A 21542-nucleotide genomic window follows, 5' to 3' on the forward strand; every position below is an offset into this window, starting at 1 on the left:
AGATAAAATGATAACAAATGAGATACTGGACACAATAGAATATACGTTAAAAATACCAAACAAAGAGGTGCAGATTTCCTTTAACGATTATGTAATCAGGTATCTGTTAAATGGAAATACATCAGAAAAAGAGCCACTGATGAAATCACTTTTGTCAGCTGAGCTTGATAAATTTAAAGAGAGTCTCATATCGATATTTGCATCTATCCCTTACAATAATTTTTCAAAAAACAATTTGGACCAATTTGAAGGGTTTTATTCCGGTATAATTTATGTTCACCTTGCCTCTTTGGGTATAAAGATAATTGGTGAAGATGTAACAAATGAGGGAAGGATTGATTTGACCTGTTTTGTGGGGGACAAGATATACATTCTTGAATTTAAGGTAGATGGCCAGAAAGGTGAGGCATTATCACAAATTAAGAGTAAAAACTACGCTTTAAAGTATAAAAATTCACCAATGTACAAAGAATATTCTGAAATATATCTTGTAGGCATTGAGTTTGATTCAGCAAAGCGAAATATTGCAAATTTTGAATGGGAAATTGCATAAATAATATAGATGTTGTCCTGAACCTATTTTGCCTACTTTGCCTGAGCTCAGGCTACGAAAAAAAGGAGCCAAAGCAGCTGGCAATAGAAGATTTCCTATTTTCAAAAAGTTCACTATGCCATATTATATGAAAAAAACCGGGAGACTGCATTTATTTTTAGTATTGAAATAAAAATTAACTTTATATAAAAGTACGGCTTTGAATAAAATTTTTGTTTTATGGAGCAGACTATGAAACGTAAAAAGCAAATTGGTAACAGCTTGAAAGATATGAATATTTCTACAAAGATTTTAATTTATTTATCCTTTATACTGCTTTTGGGCTATGCGATGACAGGTTTTTTTGTGATTAGCAATGCAAAGAAAAACTTTACGGCAGAAATCGGCAATCAGTTAATGACTCAGGTAACTGCCATTAGAGATTTTATCGTATCTACTGATACTACTACTGAGGAAGTTAGCAAATATATTGAGGATAATGCTTTATTCGAGCTAAGTGAAAGAGCGTTGTCCTTGAAAAATAACTTATCAAAATTGTATTCGCTTTATGTTTCTTCAGGCAAATCGCCTTCGGTAATCAAAGCACAGCTTGCAGCTGAATTGTTGCAGATATCTATTGGTGAGGAAGGTTATGCTTATGCGCTCGATCAGGAAGGGACTTTGGTCGTACACCCATCAAACCAGGGGACAAACCTTAAAGGGAAAGCACATATTGACAAAATCCTGGAAGAAAGAAACGGAGCAACTGTTTATGAGCGTGTGACTGACAAAAGCCGTCCAAAGGTTGTGGCAGCGTATAGATATTTCCCTGAAATGGAATGGATAATTGTTTTGACGGTTCCTTATGAAGAGTTGATTCAGGTTTCTAATAAAGTTAAGAAGGAAATGCTGAGTGATATACAAAGTATCATAAAAAGATTAAGAGCCGGTAAATCCGGATACTATTATTTAATGAGTTCAAATGGAGAGTTGTTGGTTCATCCTGACTCAGAGGGCAAAAACAGTTTGAGCAATGATTTTGCCAAAGAAATGAACAAAAATAAAAGCGGAATAATACGATACAAATGGAATGGCAAATACAAAATAGTGGCATATACCTACTACCCGGCAAGAGATTGGATTATTGCCGGAGGAAGTTATGAAGATGAATTTATTGGCCCGATAATAAAAGGTACGATACTTAATTTTTTTTCGTAAGCGCTGTTATGATTGTTGTTTTAGTTGTAGTGCTTAGGTTTGTGTTTAAGGTAAATGTCATATCTCCGATAATAGAGCTTGAAGGACTGTTTAATAGAGTTGCAAGAGGGGACTTGTCTGATAAGTTAACTGTGAAAAAAAGAGATGAAATCGGTAGAATTGTGGTTCATGTCAATGACATGATAGACCAGATGAATAATGCATTATGCGAAGTTAACAGCTCAACAAATGATGTTAGCAATACAGCTGAAGCGCTGGCCACATCAAGTAGTCAAATGTCAGCAGGAGCAGAGTCTCAAGCGGAAAAAATTACTTCTGTTGAAGTGGCTATGCAAGAGATGACAGCTACCATTACTGAGATATCCAAAAATTTGGAAGAAGTTAATAACGAAATAGAAGAAATAAAGCATGCAACAGAAAAAGGCTCCAAGGTTGTTGATGAGACTGTTGAAGGGATTAATAATCTTTCAGATACTGTGATAAGTTCGGCAGGTAAAATTAAAGAATTGGGGAAATCTTCTGAGCAAATTGGAGAAATCCTTCAAGTTATTTCTGAGATTGCTGACCAGACAAACCTTTTGGCGCTTAATGCTGCAATAGAGGCTGCAAGGGCAGGCGAGCATGGAAGAGGCTTTGCGGTTGTGGCTGATGAAGTTAGGAAGCTTGCAGAAAGGACAGTAAAAGCTACCGGTGAAATAGATAGCATGATTAAGTCTATTCAAGCAGAAGTGAAGTCTTCCGTTGTTGAAATGGATAAAGGCGCTGAGCTTGCCAGGAAGGGTGGGATTCTTGTGGATAACTTAAAATCCAATTTAAGCGTTATCATTGATGGAATACTGGATGTTGCAGATAAAATAACAGCAGTAGTTTCCGCAGTTGAGCAACAATCAGCTACAAGTCAGGAGATTTCAAACAATATGGCAGAGATATCTGCAATTGCCCAGGAAAATGCTTCGATTTCTCAGGAAAACCATAATCAGGCTGAAATTTTAAAAGAACTTGCTAACAGGTTGAAAAATATAGTAAACAATTTTACATTAAATGAGTGCCACTAAGGTTAAGGAGGAGATATGAAAGTTGTAAGGTTTGAATCTGCCGAAAGTTATGAGCCTGAGAAAAATTGGAGAAGAGTAAGCCTTTGTAATCAGTCAGATATTTCTATTGAACATTTTGTAAAGGCTCCAGGACATGCTTCTCCTAAGCACTCGCATCCGAACGCTCAGGTGTTGATTGTGTTGAAAGGAAAGCTTGAAATCTGGACAGCTGAGGGTGGAGCGGTAATTTTGGAAGAGATGGATACGGCGTATATAGATGGAGATCAGGAGCATATCGTAACAAATCCCCTCAAAGATGAAGTTTCTGTGGGTCTTGATATATTTGTTCCGGGGCGGTCTTTTGATTTTTGGCTGAAAAAGAAGGAATTGCTTAATAATAAATAAGGCGGGAAATTCCCGCCCTTTTTTTATTATAGTTTTTAAGGCTCAATTTTACTGCCCAATACTTCCAGAAACTTTTTCATCCATTCAGGATGTGCAGGCCATGCAGGTGCTGTTACAAAGTTTTTGTCTACAATAGCATTTGAAAAAGTATCATTTACATCGCACCATTTCCCACCTGATTTAACAATATCCGGCATAACAGCAGGGTAAGCTGTACAAGAAACATTTTTTAATACATCAGCTGCAACTAAAATTTGCTGTCCATGGCAAATAGAAGCAATTGGTTTATTATTCTCCGCAAATTCTTTTACAATCTGTATAAGCCTTGGGTTCAATCTCAGATATTCGGGGGCTCTGCCTCCGGGTATTACAAGTGCATCATAGTCCTTTACATCAACCTTGTCGAAGTCGGCATTGATTGCAAAATTGTGCCCAGGTTTCTCTGAATAAGTTTGGTCCCCTTCAAAATCGTGCACGGCTGTTTTGACAGTATCACCAGGTTTTTTGCCGGGACAAACTGTATCTACCTTGTGCCCTACCATTGTAAGTATTTGATAAGGAACCATAGCTTCATAATCTTCTACAAAGTCTCCAACTAACATCAATATTTTTTTTGTGCTCATAGTTCACCTCAATACAATTTTTTTGTGGAACTGACAAATATATTATAGCACAATTTCAGGCGAGTTTCTTATGGTAATTGCCCTATTTTTATAAATAAATTTCCATGCGGCAAATAACACTAACTAAACCGTGCATAAATCTTTTATAATAAGCCCATTTTATGTCCCCTAAATTTGGAGATTGTTAAATATTAAATATGATTATTTGATAGTTATTTGTAAATAAAGAGAAACGGAGAGAGAGGGATTTGAACCCTCGGTACCGCGTGAACGGTACACACGATTTCCAATCGTGCTCCTTCGGCCAGACTCGGACATCTCTCCCTAAAAAGGTTGTGTCTAATAGCATTAAAATAATGATGTGTCAATATTGTATTGATACAGTTTTATTACTTTAAATGGGCACATTTTGCAAAAATAAAACAAAACAAGTTTTTATTTCATTTAGTCTTGCATTGTGTTTTTTTACTTATACAAAAAACATTAAATAATGATAAATTGAAATGATGGATGCAAAGTTTTGTTTGTTTTATATAAACGGTTATTAAGGAAAAAATATATTTTTGACAACATATTATTGAATAACTGGTTTAATTAAACTAAAAAACTATTTTATAATTTAGCCAAATTAAAAAATATTGAACATTACTGAAAAAATCTTTAAAAAGATTGACGTACAAGGGTTCAGGTGATATAAATTAGCTGAATAAATATAAAATTCAATATCTGTTTCATACATAAATAAGGAGGAAATATGGCTGAGAAAAAATTCGTAAACATTGATGGTAACACTGCTGCAGCTTATGTTGCTCATGCTACCAATGAAGTTATTGCCATTTATCCTATTACACCTTCATCTGTAATGGGAGAGCTTGCTGATGAATACAGTGCTAAAGGCAAGAAAAATATCTGGGGTACTATACCTAAAGTAGTTGAAATGCAGTCTGAAGGTGGAGCAGCAGGTGCGGTTCACGGTGCACTTTCTGCTGGCGCTATGACCACTACATTTACAGCTTCTCAAGGTTTGTTATTGATGATTCCAAATATGTATAAAATTGCCGGTGAACTTACTCCAACGGTTTTTCATGTTAGTGCCAGAGCAGTTGCTACACACGCACTTTCTATCTTTGGCGACCATTCTGATGTTATGGCTTGTCGTCAAACTGGTTGGTCTATGCTTGTTTCAAACAATCCACAGGAATCTATGGACTTTGCTTTGATAGGCCAGGCTGCTACCCTTGAATCAAGAGTACCTGTACTTCATTTTTTTGATGGATTTAGGACATCACACGAAATCAGAACCACCGAGGAAATCCCTTTTGATGTTATGAAGGCAATGATAGACGATGAGCTTGTTGAAGCTCATAGACAAAGAGCTCTTAGTCCAGACCACCCAACAATAAAAGGTACAGCTCAAAACCCTGATGTATTTTTCCAGGGAAGAGAGGCGGTGAATAAATATTATGATGCTGCTCCAAAGATTTTTGAAAAATATATGGATAAGTTCTTTGAGCTTACTGGCAGAAGATACAATCTCTTCGATTATGTTGGCGACCCTAATGCTGAAAAAGTGTTGATAATAATGGGTTCTGGTGCAGATGTTGCTGAAGAAGCGGTTGAATATATGAATTCTAAAGGTGAAAAGGTTGGTCTTTTAAAAGTAAGACTTTTTAGACCTTTTTCTTTGGAAGCATTTGTCAATGCCTTGCCAAAATCAGTTTCAAAAATTGCCGTACTTGACAGGACAAAAGAGCCTGGTGGTCTTGGTGAGCCACTTTATCTTGATGTTAGGACTGCAATTGGCGAAGCTATGCAGAAGAAACTTGTTAAGTTTGAAAGATATCCTGTGATTGTTGGTGGAAGATACGGACTTGGCTCAAAAGAATTTACACCTGCAATGGTTAAGGCGGTATTTGATAATCTTGATGCAGAACAACCGGTTAATGGCTTTAGCGTTGGTATTGAAGATGATGTTACAAATAAAAGCCTTAAGTATGATCCGAAATGGCTTACTCCTCAGGATGGCGTATTTAATGGAATGTTTTTTGGCCTTGGCTCTGATGGAACAGTTGGTGCAAACAAAAACTCCGCTAAGATTATCGGTGATTTGACAGGCAGTAATGTCCAGGCATATTTTGTATATGATTCAAAAAAGTCTGGGTCGATGACTACTTCTCATGTGAGATTTGGTAAAAAGCCTATTAAAAGCTCATATCTTGTTCAGGAAGCAGATTTTATAGGTTGCCACAATTTTTCTTTCCTTGAGCAATATGATATAGTTACAAAACTTAAAAAAGGCGGCACTTTCCTTTTGAACAGTATTTATGGCCCTGAAGAGGTATGGGACAAGCTTCCTGCTGAAGTTCAAAAACAATTAATTGAAAAACAGGCTAAGTTTTATGTGATCAATGCGAATGCTATTGCAGAAAAGATAGGACTTGGAAATAGGGTAAATGTAATTCTGCAAACTGCATTTTTTAAAATCGCCAATGTTGCTCCATTTGATAAAGTTGTTGAGTCTATTAAAGATGCCATTGAAAAGACATACGGAAAATATGGTGATAAAGTTGTTAATATGAATAAAAAGGCAGTTGATGCAGGTGCTGATGAGCTTTATGAAGTAAAAGTTCCAAGCTCTGTAACCAGCTCAATAAAAATGAGCAAATATATCAATGAACCTGATGCTCCTGAGTTTGTTAAGAAAGCTATCAGCAAAATGGTTGCAAATGAAGGGGATGATATACCTGTTTCATGGCTTCCTGTTGACGGTACTTTCCCAGTTGGTACATCCAAGTATGAAAAAAGGAACATTGCTTTGAATGTACCTCAGTGGGATCCAGAAGTATGTATCCAGTGCGGTATTTGCTCATTTGTTTGTCCACATGCTACGATAAGAATGAAAATTTATGATGAAGAAGTGTTAAAAGATGCTCCTGCTACATTTAAATATACAGATGCAAAAGGTAAAGAATTTGCAGGTATGAAATTTTCAATCCAGGTAGCTGTTGAGGACTGTACAGGTTGTGGAGCTTGCGTTTATAATTGTCCTGCTAAAAGTAAAACTGATCCAAACCATAAGGCAATCAATATGGTACCACAAATTCCTCTTCGTGAAACCGAAAGAGAAAACTTTAAATTCTTCCTTTCAATCCCCGAGCTTGATCCTGCCAATTTTAACAACACAACTCTGAAAGGAAGCCAGTTGAATCCTCATATGTTTGAATTTTCCGGAGCATGCGCCGGCTGTGGCGAGACACCTTATGTAAGGCTGATGTGCCATCTTTTTGGAGACAGAGCTATTATTGCAAACGCGACCGGTTGTTCATCAATTTATGGTGGAAACCTTCCTACAACCCCTTATACAACAAGACAGGATGGACTTGGGCCTGCATGGGGCAATTCTCTTTTTGAAGACAATGCAGAATATGGATACGGTATGAGACTTGCTGTTGATAAGTTTAAAGAGCAAGCATTGGAACTCCTGGACGGACTTAAAGATAAATTGGATGGCAGTTTGGTAGAAGGTATTATAAATGCATCTCAAAAAACGCAGGTAGAGATTGAAGAACAAAGGGGTAGAGTAAAACAGTTAAAAGAAGCTCTTGCTTCTATTGATACTCCCGAAGCCAAAAGACTTCTTGAACTGGCAGATTATCTTGTTAAAAAATCTGTATGGATTGTTGGTGGTGATGGTTGGGCATACGACATTGGCTATGGTGGACTTGACCATGTGCTGGCAGATAATAAAAATATAAACGTGCTTGTGCTTGATACAGAAGTATATTCAAATACAGGTGGTCAGGCATCCAAAGCAACTACAATTGGTTCTACTGCTAAATTTGCTTTTTCTGGTAAAGATGTTGAGAAGAAAGACCTTGGTATGATAGCTATGACCTATGGCCATATTTATGTAGCAAAAGTTTCACTTGCTAATCCTGCTCAGTGTATAAAAGCCTTTATCGAAGCAGAGCAGTATGATGGACCATCAGTCATTATCGCTTACTCACATTGTATTGCTCACGGTATTGATATGTCTGCCGGTGTTGAGCAGCAGAAAAAAGCAGTGGACTCTGGGTACTGGATGCTTTACAGATTTAATCCATTGTTAAGAAATGAAGGTAAGAATCCGTTGGTAATCGATAGTAAAGATCCAAAAGTTAGCGTAGAAGAGTTTATGTTAACGGAAAACAGATTCAGAGCTGTTGCCAAGATGTTCCCTGAAAGAGCCAAAAAATTGGCTGAATTAGCATCTCAAAAGGTTAAAGCAAGGAATAGTTTGACAAAACAGCTTGCTCAAAAGATCGATTGTACTGAATAATTTCCAAGGGGGCTTTTAGCCCCCTTTTTTATTTTCCAGGGCTTTTGTGAACGTGTACCACCTTTAAATCTCCATCAAAATTGACTATTACTCTGCTTTCATTTACAACTTTGTGGTTAATCCCATCACTTTTTGAGGATACTACAAGAGTATATGATAAAATTGCACATTCACCATATATTTGTGCTCTTTTGTCAAGCAAAGTTATATTAAAACTGTTGTGGGTGCCAGCCCAGTCGGAATCCATCATAAATCTATGGAAATCAAGACCATCAATTCTGTGAGGTGCTACAAACCACTCATAAAGCCCTAAATCTTCTATGCATGTTTTTTTATATTTTTCAAAATCTCCACTATAGATGGCATTTAAATGCTCTTTTAGGAATTGCCATAGATTTTCTTCGTTCATAATTTCCTCCTGCGCGTAAAACTTGTTGATAAATTATATGTATTAATTTAACTATATCATCTGGAGGTAATAATGCCATACATATTGTTAATGTTGAGTACCCTTTTTTGGTCAGGCAATTTTGTGTTAAGTAAAGCGATGTCAGCTTCCATACCTCCTATTGCCCTTGTTTTTTGGCGTTGGCTACTTGCAGGCCTGATTCTTGCGCCGTTTGTAATGAAGAAGTTTTTATTAAATTGGCATATAATAAAAAAACACATCAAATATCTCCTAATAGTTTCATTTTTAGGGGTTACTACATTTAATGCACTTGTTTACACGGCAATGCACTATACTACTGCAATAAATGCAGTACTGGTAAATTCTTTCACGCCAGTAATTATTTTTGTCTTTTCAGCCGCTATTTACAAAGAAAAGATTAATATACTTCAATTTATCGGGATTGTTATTTCTATAGCCGGCGTTTTTACCATTATGACAAAAGGGGATTTTGGCGTCTTGCTATCATTGAGATTTAACTTCGGTGATATTCTGATAATTCTTGCTGCAACTTCATGGGCACTTTATTCTGTGCTTCTTAAAAGCTTACCAAAAGAGATAGACAGGCTCACATTTTTAATGGCCATAATTGTTTTTGGACTTATTATGTTGCTTCCTGTTTACATAGTAGAATTAAAGATGGGATATACTTTTAGTCCGGGGATAAATGAGATATTGACAATCTGCTATGTTGCCATATTTGCTTCTGTCCTGGCCTTTATCTGCTGGAATAGGGCTGTAAGAGAGGTGGGGGCGAATAAAGCCGGGCCGATGGTGCATTTGATGCCGGTCTTTGGAACGATTCTATCTTTTTTCTTTTTGAAAGAGAAAATATATTTATTTCACCTTATTGGTATTTTTCTTGTTTTTGGAGGGATATTTACTACGGGACTTAAATTTGGTAGAAAATAAATCTTTTTGTTTGCTTTTGCCTTTGTGAGATTTTTCCACAAAAATTTTTCTTTTTGTAAAAGGGTCATATTCAAGAAAGTACATAAGAGAAGATATTGTCAAAGGAAGAGGTGTAAAAATCTGAACCTGCTCGGGGCGACTTTTTAAATCATTTTCCATAAAAGATTTTGCATCTTTCATCTGCTCAAATGTGCAACCCGGGTGAGCAGCAATCATGTAATATGTTAAAAATTGCTTTTTTCCTGATTCTTTTGAAATTTTGTAAAAATCAGATGCAAATTTTTTAAGCAATTGTTTTTGTGGCGGTTTTCCCATAAGTTTTAACACATTGTCATCAATGTGCTCTGGAGCAATTTTAAGCTGGCCGGATACATGATTATGCAATATCTCTTTCAAGTAGGTGTTGCCATATTTTTTATCTTCATAGATTAAGTCCGGCCTTATTCCTGAAGCTATAAATATCTTTTTGAACTCTTTTATAGAAGATGCATTTTTAAGAAGAGTGAGCTGCTCCTGGTGAGACACTTTCATAGACCTGCAAATGCCATCGGCAATACACTTTTTGTCTTTACATTTGCCATATTTAAGTTTTTTTTCACATTCTATTTTGTACATATTTGCAGTAGGGCCGCCCAAATCTTTTATATAACCTTTAAATGATGTGGATTTGACAACTTTGGATATTTCTTCCAATATCGACTTTTGACTTCTTGAGATAATTGTTGTCCCCTGATGAACTGCAATTGCGCAAAAATTACACTCTCCGTAGCATCCTCTGTGAGTGGTGATTGAGTCTGATATGGTATCCATTGCTTTTATTTTTTCATTATAAATTGGATGCGGCTTATTTTCAAAATCAAGATTGTAGATTTCATCAATCTCTTTTTCGCTTAAGTGTCTCATGAGCGGGTTGTGTATTAAATAACGGCTGCCATGTTTTTGTATTAATCCATTGGCATTTATTGGGTCATTATTTTCGTAAAGCTTGAAATAACTGTCAATTAATTTGAAATTATCTGAAATAATTTCCTCATAAGAAGAAAGCTCTATAAACCCATTTCGAGGCTCTTTTGAAATATAGCAAAGTCCATTTATGTTATTTAATGGCAAATTGTTTTTTAAGCTTTTAGCAATTTGTAAAATGGTAAGCTCCGCCATGCCGTAGACAAGATAGTCGGCTTTTGAATCAAAAAGTATTGATCTTTTGATAGAATCAGACCAAAAATCATAGTGGACAATTCTTCGAAGGCTGGCTTCAATTCCACCTATTATGATTGGTTTTGTTTTTTTGAAATGTTGGCGAATAAGGTTAACATATTTTATGATGGCCCTATCGGGTCTTTTGGTATTTTCTCCACCAGGGGTATAGTCGTCAGACTTTCTTCTTTTTAAAAGGGGGGTGTAATTTGCAACCATCGAATCTACACTACCTGAAGTAACCCCCCAAAAAAGATTTGGCTCTCCAAATTTTTTGATATCATCATTGTCAAGAGATGGCTGCGGTATTATTGCTACCTTAAAACCCTCTTTGAGCAGAAATTTGCCAAGGATAGCTACGCCAATGTATGATGAATCAATATATGCATCACCGGTTACAAATATAATATCGATGCTGTCCCACTTTAATTTTTCGACTTCCTTTATTGTTATTGGAAGAAACATTCACAAACCTCAAATTTATGCTATAATAGGTTATGAAAACATTAACTATTCCAAACCTGCTCACATTGTTAAGGATAATTATTATCCCTTTTGCTGTTTACAATATATATATTTCAAATTTTTATACAGCATTATTTTTGGTTTTTATTGCAGTTATTACTGATGGACTTGACGGTTTTGTGGCAAGAAGATTTGACCAGGTGTCACAAATTGGTAAAGTTATTGACCCTTTGGCGGATAAATTGCTGGTAATTTGCGGTTTGACGGCGATAGCGATAAATGAAAATGTTGATTTTAGCAAAATACTATTTGTATTGATAATGTTGAGAGAAATCTATATTGTTTCCGGAGGTATCTATCTGCTTATAAAATCGAAGAGATTTAAAATTGCACCTACTATAATTGGCAAATTGACGGCATTTAGTGAGTTTTTGATGTTTATATTGATTTTATTGAATGAAGTATCAGATAAAGTTGGTTTTTTGGTTAAACTCAGCTCTATTTGTGTGATAACAATGATAATTATTTCGATTGTTCAATACAGTATTATCGGGCTAAAATATTTAAAACTAACTGATTGACAAAATATAAAAAAATAATTAAATAAATTTCTGCGCGGGTGTAGCTCAGTTGGTAGAGCATCAGCTTCCCAAGCTGAGGGTCGCGGGTTCGAGTCCCGTCACCCGCTTTTTGTACACATTTCATACCCCTTCATATTCCTTCATGTTCTGTTATTTATCAACCAGTTATGCAATTTCGGGCAGTTTTCCTATTGTCAGAAAAAACCTTTTTTTACTCCAAAACGAGTAAAACTATGCCTAAAAAATCTTTACTCGTTTTTGAACAAAAGTATCTGTTTAACAGTAATTTGTAAGATACTTTCTCGTTCTTCAATCAAAACTTTACTTGCCGGTATTTTATTAAAAACGAGTAACGAGTGAGGTAAAGTTATGGCAAAGAAAAACATGTCAGAGCGAGAAATTATGAGACTTAAACCCGGCACAAGTCTCAAAAAGTACAGAGTAGGCGATAGACTGTATATTTATGTTTATCCAAACGGCACAAAGAAGTGGTATTTCAGAAAGAAAAATAACTCAGATATCCTTATGGGAAGTTTTAACCGATTGTCGTATTATGATGCATTTAAAAAGAGAGATTTACTGTATGAGTTGGAAGAAAAAGATGAAATTACAGTAAAGAAAATAACTGTAAATGATATGTTTGAAAAATATTATCAGCTTAAATCTAATTCTTGGTCAGAGCATACAAGGCTAAGAAAGCGTCAGATTTATGAGTATGATATACAGCCTATTCTTGGCAAAATGGAAGTAAAACAAGTAAAAATACATCATATTTTAAAGGTTACAGAGAGAATTGAGAAAAGAGATGCACTACATACTTTGGAGAAAGTGGTAACAATCATAAAAAACATTTTTCTTAAAGCATACCAGTTAAATCACATTTCACACAACCCTGCATTGGCATTAGAGGATTTGGTTATGAAACCTGTAAGATAAAATTATCCTGCTTTGATAGATAGTGAGGATTTAAGTAACCTTGTAAAAAGAATGGATAATTACAGAGGTAATTATATTACAATACAAGCTTTACAATTTTTACTATTGACAGCCCAGCGAAGTTATACTGTCAGAGCTGCCAAATGGGAAAATATAGACTTTGAAAATTGCATATGGGATATTCCGGCTGAAGAATAATAAAGGGACATGCATTTATTTTTTTAATGTATCTATCGCAATTATTATAATAAAAGACCTTTGCACAATTTCAATTTTCCCATTTTTTAGAAGATAAAAAGTGTTTTTTAAGGTTATGAAGCCCTCTGTCGTTAGCTCCACTGCAAACTTCTTTTAAGCGCATTAAGCCATCTATTGTAAATCTCTTTTCTTTCGTGTTCGTTCATTTTAGGCTCGTATTTTCGTTCAATTTTTCTAATGCTGAGAATATCATCTTTTGACCAGAAACCTGTAGAAATACCGGCTACTGCAGCAGCCCCCAGTGAAGTTGACTCGGTGACTTGTGGTTTTTCAATCTCTATGCCGAGAATATCAGCCTGAAACTCCATCAGAAACTTATTGCGACTGGCACCGCCGTCAACAGCAAGCTTTTTGAAATCAAGTGTATTTTGCGTTGCCTTTTTAAATTCCTCGAAGACATCTTTAGTCTGTAATGCTATCCCTTCAAGCGCCGCCCGTACAATATGTTCCCTTTTTGTTCCCCTTGTGATACCAATAATCAAGCCTCTTGCCGAAGGGTCCCAATAAGGTGCACCAAGCCCTGTAAGTGCCGGTATAAAAAAGACATTATCAGAGGACGTTACATTTCTGGCCAGCTCTTCAACTTCATCGGCGCTTTCAATAATTTTTAAACCGTCTCTTAGCCATTGAATAAGTGAACCGCCCACAAAAATACTCCCCTCAAGGGCATATTCCACACTATCTCCAAATTGCCACGAAACTGTGCTTATCAAATTTTCAGATTTGTAAACCTTGGCTTTAGTGGAAGTCATCATAAAAAGCCCTGTGCCATACGTGTTTTTAACAAGGCCATCTCTCCATCCACCATGGGCAAAAAGGGATGCCTGTTGATCACCTATTATCCCCGAAATTGGTATTTCTTTACCAAAAATACTTCTATCAGTGTAGCCAAAAAGATGGTCACTTGGATACACCTTTGGCAATATATCTTCCTCAATATTGAAAAGCTCTAAAAGTTCATTGTCGTATTTAAGGGATTTAATATTAAAAAGCATTGTTCTCGAAGCATTTGTAACATCTGTTGCATGCACTTTACCACCGGTAAGATTATAAAGTATCCAGGAATCCACTGTTCCAAATAAGGCTTTTTTGTCTTTTACGGCAGATTTTACGTTTTCTATATTGTCAATAAGCCACTTTATCTTGGTTGCGCTGAAATATGGGTCAAGAAAAAGCCCTGTTTTTTCCTTTATTAACGTTTTGTGTTCTGAAAATTGTTTGCATATTCCTTCAGTTCTTCTGCATTGCCAGACGATTGCGTTATAAAGTGGCTTACCTGTCTCTTTGTCCCATATTATTGTGGTTTCTCTCTGATTTGTTATTCCAATAGAAATTATGTTTTCTGCCCTGACCTTTTCGATAACAGTTGACATTACTTTTTTTGTGGTTTCCCATATTTCAGCAGGACTGTGCTCGACCCATCCTTCTTTTGGGAAAATTTGAGTAAATTCGAGGTATGCTGAAGCCACGACATTCCCTTCTTTGTCAAATGCCAAAGCTTTATTGCCCGTAGTTCCAAGATCAAGTGCCAGAATATAGCCGCGCATATTTCCCCCTTATGAAAGCATTTTTGTAAAATATAGATTTGAAATAGATATATTGCAATAAAATCTCTGTTGATATTTTTAACTGAAAGGGTTATTAGGCTGAAAGGTTTTGAGGACGGAGGAAATATGAAAATTATAGCCCACAGAGGTGCTTCGTTTTATTCGCCGGAAAATACTATGAGTGCATTCAAACTTGCTGAAACCTTCAATGTTGATGGTATTGAGATGGATATCCACATGACGAGAGACAAAAAGCTGGTGGTTATTCATGACAAGACTACAGGCCGCACAGGTACAGATAATTTTGAGGTAAAAACAAGTACTTTTTCGAAACTAAAAAAAATAGATGTCGGTAGCTGGTTTGGCGATAGTTTTAACGGGGAAAAAATTCCACTTTTACTGGATGTGGTTGAAAACATCAGTGAAAAGCTTGAGTTTTATATCGAAATTAAGACCGGGACTGAGATAATCGACACATTTTGTGAATTTTTGGATAAAAACAAAGCCGTGAAAAATAATATTACTGTAATAAGCTTTAACTATGATACAGTTTCAGAATTGAAAAAAGTGAGGCCCGATATAAAAGCGCTATGGATTGTGCAATATGGATATAATGTCCAGGTGGAAAAGAATATGTATAAAAAAGTGTTTAAGAAGATAGAAAATGCCAGTTTAAATGGTATATCAACGCATAGTGAGCTTGAACACTGTATCAAGATGGCAAAAACTATCAAAGAAAGCAATCTGATATGGAATGTGTGGACGGTGGACAATCCATTTCTTGCAAAAAAGATGTTAAGCCTTGGTGTGTCATCCCTTACAACAAACAGGCCTGACTGGATTATGCAACATCTTTTTAATGTTGATTAAAAATAGAAGATGCTGCTATTAAATTTATATGCAGCATCTTATTGAATTAGTATATTGATTTTTCAGTTTCAGCATCAAATATATGAAGGTGCGAAAGGTCAAATGTAATTTTCAGCTTTTCTTCAGGAGAAAATACCCTTCTTCCTTCAGATTTTCCTATCAGGTTTATTCCGGAAAAGTCCATATGAAGGTTTGTTTCGTTGCCAAGGGGTTCAACAATTTTTACTACCCCAGTTGTTTCATATGGATAGCCACATGCTTTATTTGTGTCAGAAAGGAACAGGTCTTCGGTTCTGATCCCCATAATTACCCTTTGGCCTTCTTTAATGCTTGATTTTTCTTTTTCAGGGATTGGAAAAATCAAAGAATCGTTTAGTTTAAGGTTAAGCATATTGTTGTGTTTTATAATGCTCCCCGGGATAAGATTCATAGGGGGTGAACCAATAAATCCAGCAACAAATACGTTGGCTGGATTTTGAAATATTTCAAGTGGGCTTCCAACCTGCTCAATATACCCATTTCTCATAACTACAATTCTGTCAGCAAGCGTCATTGCCTCAACCTGGTCATGAGTTACGTAGATTACAGTGTTTTGAACCTGCTGGTGCAATTGCTTGATTTCAAGTCTCATTTGCGTCCTTAATTTTGCATCAAGATTTGAAAGAGGCTCGTCGAAAAGATAAACGGCTGGTCTTCTTACGATTGCACGTCCCATTGCTACTCTTTGCCTTTGTCCACCGGATAGCTCGTGTGGTTTCCTTTGAAGAAGATTGGACAGTTCAAGGATTTCAGCAGCCTCCTTGACACGTTTGTCTATTTCATCTTTTGGCATTTTTCTCAGTTTTAATCCAAAAGCCATGTTGTTATAGACATTCATGTGGGGGTAAAGGGCATAATTTTGAAAAACCATTGCTACATCTCTGTCTTTTGGAGCCAAATCGTTTACAACATTATTGTCAATCTGTATTGTGCCGCTGGTAATATCTTCAAGACCTGCAATCATTCTAAGAGCCGTGGATTTGCCACATCCTGATGGTCCAACAAGGACAACAAATTCTTTGTCATTGATTTCGAGGTTGATATTGTGGATTACCTCAGTCTTGCCATATTTTTTGACAACATCCTTTAAAATTACATTAGCCATAAATAAAATCTCCAAAACATTTGTTTAGTTTAGCTGACCGTGCTTACTATATGATAAAAATGATTTCATATCCAGAAAAAATTAATTGGCAGGGATAAAAAAGTTTGTAATTTTGTAAAATATTGTTTATTAGAGAAGAACAGACTGTTGTATTTTGTTTCACACTATGTAAAATTAGGAGGAAACTATGTCGAGATTCAGAAATATTTGTCTTGTGCTGGCGATGCTTTTGGTTTTTAGTTTTGCTAAAAGTTCATTTGCCAAACCAATTGAAATTGAGTGGTGGCATGCAATGCGTGGTGCCCGTGGTGAAACGGTTCAAAAAATTGTTGATGGCTTCAATAATTCGCAGTCAGACTACAAGGTTGTGGCTGTTTACAAGGGTGAGTATGATGAAGTGCTTAATGCAGGGATTGCTGCGGTACGTGCGCGCAAGCAACCTCACATTATCCAGGTGTTTGAGGTTGGTACTCAAACTATGATGATGTCAGGAGCAATATACCCTGTATATAAGTTAATGGAAGACTATGGCTATAAGATAGACTGGTCAAGGTATCTGCAGCCTGTCCTCTCATATTATGTTAATGAAGACAACAAGCTTATGTCTATGCCATTTAATTCTTCAACACCTGTTATGTTTTACAATGTAGATATGTTTGAAAAGGCAGGAGTTGGAAGACTATCAAAGGATAAACCGATTACATGGGATGAGCTTGGAGAAATTACAAAGAAAATTACCGCTATGGGGGTAAAAGGTGGAATGGTTACTGCCTGGCAGTCATGGACTCAGGTAGAGAACTACAGCGCTATTCACGACCTCCCTTTTGCAACTAAAGCAAACGGTTATGAAGGTCTTGACACTGAGCTTGCAATAAATAATGACAAAATTGTAAATCATATTGCTACTTTAAAAAAATGGATGGATGACGGAAATCGTTTCTTTTACGGTGGACAGAAATATCAAGGTCCAAAATCAGAATTTATTGCTCAGAATGCTGGAGTTTATATAGACTCAGTAGGTGCAATTGCAAAACTTCAGAGTTCTGTAAAAGATTTTAAATGGGATGCTGCTCCTTTACCTGTTGAATCATGGATGAGTGAACCTCAAAACAGTATTATCGGCGGAGCATCTCTTTGGGTATTTGCTGGTAAAAGTAAAAAGGAATACAAAGGTGTTGCTGCATTTTTGAAATATCTTGCCAGTACGGATGTTCAGGTTCTATGGCATAAAGAAACAGGGTATTTCCCAATTACTCTCGATGCTTATGAGAAATTGAAAAAAGACGGTTATTATGACGAATATCCTTATCAGGAAGTTGGTATAAAACAGCTTACACGCCGTAATCCCACAAAGAATTCAAGAGGTATAAGGCTTGGATATTTTGTACAGATTCGTAACATTATAAATGAAGAACTTGAGCTTGTCTGGAGTGGTAAAAAGACAGCGAAAGAGGCTATGGATTCAGCAGTTGAAAGAGGCAATATCAAGCTTCGTGAATTTGAAAAAACATTTAAATAATTTATTAAATAAAATGGGGCAGTAGACTTGCTGCCCCTGAAATTATGGATAGGTTGATATGCTTAGGAAACGTTCATATTTTAAATCAAAAACATTAGCTTATTTTTTGGTAATGCCACAGATTTTGATTACAGCCACCTTTTTCTATTGGCCTGCTATAAGGGGGCTTGTTGCATCTTTTATGAGGTCTGACCCATTTGGGCTTAGAAGTACTTTTGTGTGGTTTGATAATTATATCAATCTTTTTAAAGACCCACTTTATTTGAAATCTATTGTCATTACGCTTGTCTTTAGTGGCTCTGTTGCACTGCTCTCAATATCGGCAGGGCTTTTTCTTGCATCAATGGCCAACAGGGCATTGAAATTTACTGCTTTAACCAGGACGTTGCTGATATGGCCATATGCTATTGCTCCTGCAATATCAGGGATTTTATGGCTCTTTTTATTGCACCCTTCTTATGGCGTTGTTGCTATATGGGTTAACAGAGTGTTTGGTCTTGAATGGAATCCTTTATTGGACAGCAGACATGCAATGCTTATGGTGGTCTTGGCAAGTTCCTGGAAAAATATCAGTTATAATTTTGTTTTTTTTATGGCAGGGCTTCAGGCTATTCCAAAATCACTTATTGAAGCGGCTGCAATGGATGGCGCAAGCCCTTTTAGAAGATTTTGGACTATTACTTTCCCTTTGCTCTCACCTACGATGTTTTTTGTGACGGTAATGACAATTATATTTTCATTTTTTGAATCTTTTGGTGTTATTCATGCAGTAACACAAGGTGGGCCTGGAGGCTCTACAAATATTCTTGTTTATAAGGTTTATCAGGATGGTTTTATTGGTTTGAACTTGGGGTCGTCATCCGCGCAGTCAGTTGTACTGATGCTTTTGATAGTTTTTATTACAATTTTGCAATTTAAATTCGTTGAAAGAAAAGTTCAATATACAGGGTAGAAATATGATGGTAGAAAAAACTCCCAAACTTGATTTGTTTACATATATATCTTTGATAATAGGGATTATCGTTGTAGGATTTCCGATATTTTATGCTATTATAGCTGCCACTTTGCCGCTGGATGAGGTTTCGAAAGTGCCGATGCCACTTATTCCGGGCGATCAATTTTTCGATAATATAAAAGAGGCCTGGGTAAAAGGCAATCTTGGAACTCTGCTTTTTAACTCGTTTGTTATGGCTTCAGGGATTACAATCGGCAAAATAATCGTGTCTCTTTTTGGAGCGTTTTCCATTGTTTATTTTGAATATCGTTTCAGAGCTTTAGTTTTTGCAACAGTCTTTTGCACTTTAATGCTTCCGGTGGAAGTAAGGATTGTTCCGACATATGAAATGGCGGCTAATCTTTTTGGTCCACTGCAGGGTTTATTTGATGCTCTTGGTCTAAATTCAATTATAAGTTGGTTTGCCGGACACGATATAGAGGTTAACCTCGAACTTAGTTTGCTGGATAGTTACGCAGGGCTTATTCTCCCTTTGACGGCATCTGCCACCTGTACATTTTTGTTCAGACAATTTTTTCTCACGATACCTGAAGAGTTGTGTGAAGCAGCAAAGATGGACGGTGCATCTCCAATGACATTTTTCTGGAAAATACTTGTTCCTTTGAGTAAGACCAATATTGCTGCACTTGTAGTGATTGAATTTGTTTACGGGTGGAATCAGTACTTGTGGCCGTTACTTATTACTACCAGTGCAGATATGACAACTGCAGTAATCGGTTTGCAACATTTAATTCCATCTCCTGAAGATCCGCCTACCTGGAATATAGCAATGGCAGGGGCATTGTTGGTGGTTATGCCTCCCGTACTGGTGGTTCTTTTTATGCAAAGATGGTTTGTAAAAGGGCTTGTGGAAAGAGAAAAATAATATAAACTAAATATTTTTATTAAAAATTTAAGAGGAAATATATGGAAAGATCTGTACATATCCAAAGGATGATAGACGCTGATAGTTACGATTTGCTTGTAATAGGTGGTGGCGCCACTGGAAGTGGTATTGCCGTGGACGCTGCTTCGAGGGGACTAAAAGTACTGCTTGTTGAAAAAAATGACTTTGCAGAAGGAACAAGCAGCAGAAGTACAAAGCTTGTACATGGTGGTGTAAGATATCTTGAAAAAGCTGTCAAGCATCTGGATAAAGAGCAGTACTATTTTGTGAAGGAAGGGCTGTTTGAAAGAGGGGTAATTTTGAAAAATGCTCCGCACCTTACAAACAAAATAAAATTTGTTACCCCTTTATATAAATGGCATGAATTACCATATATTTACTCCGGCTTGAAGTTATATGACATATTGTCAGGGAAAATGAGGCTTGGCAAAAGCAGGCTACTTTTTAAAAATGAGACAAAGCAGAAACTTCCTATTGTAAATGACAAAGGGCTAAAGGGGGGTGTATTATATTTTGACGGACAGTTCAACGATGCAAGAATGGCTGTAATGCTTGTAAAAACTGCTGTCAATAACGGTGCAACAGCTATTAACCATATGGAAGTTACAGGTCTTATAAAGGAAAATGGTGTTGTAAGTGGGGCTGTATTAAAAGATAATATAAGTTTTAAACAATATAATGTCAGGGCAAAAGCTGTTGTCAATGCTACGGGGGCGTATGCTGATTTTATCAGAAAGATGGATGATGAAAATGCTGAACCAGTTTTAAAGGTAAGCTCTGGCATTCACATAGTTCTTGATAAAAAGTTTGCTCCAACAGATTATGGGATGATGATACCTGAGACAGATGATGGCCGGGTTATATTTGTGCTCCCCTGGGAGGGGTATGCTCTGGTTGGTACAACTGATGACCCGACAACGATAAAAGACCATCCTGATGTTACCGAGAATGAAATAGAATACGTATTGAAACAGATTAGTAAATATTACAAAAATCCGCCCAGAAAAGAGGATATTTTGTCGGCCTGGTCTGGTATAAGACCTCTTGTAAAAGACCCGGATGCAACAACTACGGAGGAAATATTAAGGAATCACTATATTGAAGTAAGCAATTCAAAACTTGTGACTATTACAGGTGGGAAGTGGACAAGTTACAGACGTATGGCTGAAGATGTTGTTGACAGGGTTGTAAAAGAGTTTTCTTTTAAGGCGGGGCCATGTATTACCGTTGATCTTAAAATAGCAGGTGGAGAAAATTTTGACCCGGAAGGATTTAAAATTTTGAAAAACAAATATAATATTGACAATGATATCGCAATTCATTTGCACAAGTCTTACGGAAGCCTTGCAGAAGAGGTTATAGGCTCATGTGATATGGAAATGGGGCTTACAAGACTTGAAAAGGAACACCCATATATCGAGGCTGAAGTATATTACTGCGTAAAAAATGAAATGGTTGTCCATGTGGTAGATTTTCTTATAAGAAGGATTCCTTTAGGTCTTTTAGATAAAAAAGCTGCAAAACATGCGTCAAAAAGAGTTCTGGAAATTATGGCACATCTTCTTGGATGGGATGATGTTAGAATTTCTTTGGAGCAACAGCTTATTAATGAACGTTTCGATGGAGCTATTTAA

The 21542-nt window shown here is 36.4% G+C and carries 19 protein-coding genes and 2 tRNA genes; 15 read left to right on the forward strand and 6 right to left on the reverse strand.

All coding sequences use genetic code 11. From position 1 onward, the window contains the following. From ACTCAF_RS04960 to ACTCAF_RS04975, 4 genes are all read left to right on the forward strand, one after another. On the forward strand, positions 1-553 hold a 553-nt coding region (locus ACTCAF_RS04960), incomplete at its 5' end, for a PD-(D/E)XK nuclease domain-containing protein (protein ID WP_463062187.1). Positions 554-784: 231 nt separating this feature from the next. Continuing rightward, positions 785-1750: a Cache 3/Cache 2 fusion domain-containing protein gene (locus tag ACTCAF_RS04965; protein ID WP_463062188.1), complete on the forward strand. Its 966-nt coding sequence runs from the start codon at positions 785-787 to the stop codon at positions 1748-1750. An 8-nt stretch (positions 1751-1758) separates the two neighbouring features. Further along, the gene (locus ACTCAF_RS04970) at positions 1759-2805 is read left to right on the forward strand and encodes a methyl-accepting chemotaxis protein (RefSeq protein ID WP_463062189.1); all 1047 of its coding nucleotides are present in this window, start codon (positions 1759-1761) and stop codon (positions 2803-2805) included. A gap of 15 nt (positions 2806-2820) precedes the next feature. Further along, entirely contained in the window at positions 2821-3189 is a 369-nt protein-coding gene (locus tag ACTCAF_RS04975; RefSeq protein WP_463062190.1) for a cupin domain-containing protein, read from the forward strand. A gap of 35 nt (positions 3190-3224) precedes the next feature. Here the strand turns inward: ACTCAF_RS04975 and ACTCAF_RS04980 are convergent, their stop codons facing one another. Further along, a complete protein-coding gene (locus ACTCAF_RS04980; RefSeq protein ID WP_463062191.1) occupies positions 3225-3812 on the reverse strand; it encodes a DJ-1/PfpI family protein in 588 nt (195 codons plus the stop codon). A 233-nt stretch (positions 3813-4045) separates the two neighbouring features. Continuing rightward, positions 4046-4136, reverse strand: a tRNA-Ser gene (locus ACTCAF_RS04985). Positions 4137-4566: 430 nt separating this feature from the next. Here ACTCAF_RS04985 and nifJ point away from each other — a divergent pair. Next, complete coding sequence (nifJ, locus tag ACTCAF_RS04990; protein ID WP_463062192.1) at positions 4567-8130, forward strand: pyruvate:ferredoxin (flavodoxin) oxidoreductase; 3564 nt, start codon at positions 4567-4569, stop codon at positions 8128-8130. 28 nt (positions 8131-8158) lie between these two features. Here the strand turns inward: nifJ and ACTCAF_RS04995 are convergent, their stop codons facing one another. Beyond that, positions 8159-8539 carry a nuclear transport factor 2 family protein gene (locus ACTCAF_RS04995; RefSeq protein ID WP_463062193.1) on the reverse strand — a complete coding sequence of 127 codons (381 nt, stop codon included), beginning with the start codon at positions 8537-8539 and terminating at the stop codon, positions 8159-8161. 72 nt (positions 8540-8611) lie between these two features. Between ACTCAF_RS04995 and ACTCAF_RS05000 the strand changes: the two genes are divergently transcribed. After that, positions 8612-9490 (forward strand): DMT family transporter, encoded by an 879-nt coding sequence (locus tag ACTCAF_RS05000; RefSeq protein ID WP_463062194.1) that lies wholly within the window; start codon positions 8612-8614, stop codon positions 9488-9490. Here ACTCAF_RS05000 and ACTCAF_RS05005 read toward each other — a convergent pair. Then, a complete protein-coding gene (locus ACTCAF_RS05005; RefSeq protein ID WP_463062195.1) occupies positions 9416-11152 on the reverse strand; it encodes a YgiQ family radical SAM protein in 1737 nt (578 codons plus the stop codon). The two genes, ACTCAF_RS05000 and ACTCAF_RS05005, sit on opposite strands and share 75 nt — an antisense overlap. 32 nt (positions 11153-11184) lie before the next feature. Here ACTCAF_RS05005 and ACTCAF_RS05010 point away from each other — a divergent pair, with 32 nt between their 5' ends. The 4 genes from ACTCAF_RS05010 (at position 11185) to ACTCAF_RS05025 (ending at position 12867) form a co-directional block, all read left to right on the forward strand. Next, entirely contained in the window at positions 11185-11733 is a 549-nt protein-coding gene (locus tag ACTCAF_RS05010) for a CDP-alcohol phosphatidyltransferase family protein (protein WP_463062196.1), read from the forward strand. 34 nt (positions 11734-11767) lie between these two features. Then, positions 11768-11840 (forward strand) — tRNA-Gly (locus tag ACTCAF_RS05015). Positions 11841-12102: 262 nt separating this feature from the next. Next, on the forward strand, positions 12103-12669 hold the full coding sequence (locus tag ACTCAF_RS05020) for a phage integrase central domain-containing protein (protein WP_463062197.1): 567 nt from the start codon (positions 12103-12105) through the stop codon (positions 12667-12669). Between the two features lie 51 nt (positions 12670-12720). Then, on the forward strand, positions 12721-12867 hold the full coding sequence (locus tag ACTCAF_RS05025; RefSeq protein ID WP_463062198.1) for a hypothetical protein: 147 nt from the start codon (positions 12721-12723) through the stop codon (positions 12865-12867). A 131-nt stretch (positions 12868-12998) separates the two neighbouring features. Here ACTCAF_RS05025 and glpK read toward each other — a convergent pair whose 3' ends face one another. Further along, entirely contained in the window at positions 12999-14474 is a 1476-nt protein-coding gene (gene glpK / locus ACTCAF_RS05030) for a glycerol kinase GlpK (protein WP_463062199.1), read from the reverse strand. Between the two features lie 126 nt (positions 14475-14600). Here glpK and ACTCAF_RS05035 point away from each other — a divergent pair, with 126 nt between their 5' ends. Then, positions 14601-15344 (forward strand): glycerophosphodiester phosphodiesterase family protein, encoded by a 744-nt coding sequence (locus tag ACTCAF_RS05035; RefSeq protein ID WP_463062200.1) that lies wholly within the window; start codon positions 14601-14603, stop codon positions 15342-15344. Between the two features lie 46 nt (positions 15345-15390). On the opposite strand, the gene ACTCAF_RS05040 is transcribed toward ACTCAF_RS05035, so the two are convergent. After that, positions 15391-16488, reverse strand: a complete 1098-nt coding sequence (locus tag ACTCAF_RS05040; protein WP_463062201.1) for an ABC transporter ATP-binding protein — start codon at positions 16486-16488, stop codon at positions 15391-15393. Positions 16489-16675: 187 nt separating this feature from the next. Between ACTCAF_RS05040 and ugpB the strand changes: the two genes are divergently transcribed. The 4 genes from ugpB to ACTCAF_RS05060 are packed head-to-tail and all read left to right on the forward strand — an operon-like array spanning position 16676 to position 21542. Continuing rightward, the gene (gene ugpB / locus ACTCAF_RS05045; RefSeq protein ID WP_463062202.1) at positions 16676-18007 is read left to right on the forward strand and encodes a sn-glycerol-3-phosphate ABC transporter substrate-binding protein UgpB; all 1332 of its coding nucleotides are present in this window, start codon (positions 16676-16678) and stop codon (positions 18005-18007) included. Between the two features lie 58 nt (positions 18008-18065). Then, positions 18066-18959 carry an ABC transporter permease subunit gene (locus ACTCAF_RS05050; protein ID WP_463062203.1) on the forward strand — a complete coding sequence of 298 codons (894 nt, stop codon included), beginning with the start codon at positions 18066-18068 and terminating at the stop codon, positions 18957-18959. Between the two features lie 7 nt (positions 18960-18966). Further along, positions 18967-19887: an ABC transporter permease subunit gene (locus tag ACTCAF_RS05055; RefSeq protein ID WP_463062227.1), complete on the forward strand. Its 921-nt coding sequence runs from the start codon at positions 18967-18969 to the stop codon at positions 19885-19887. 41 nt (positions 19888-19928) lie between these two features. Further along, positions 19929-21542, forward strand: coding sequence for a glycerol-3-phosphate dehydrogenase/oxidase (locus ACTCAF_RS05060; protein ID WP_463062204.1), 1614 nt, complete (start codon positions 19929-19931; stop codon positions 21540-21542).

Source organism: Deferrivibrio sp., from assembly GCF_055117995.1.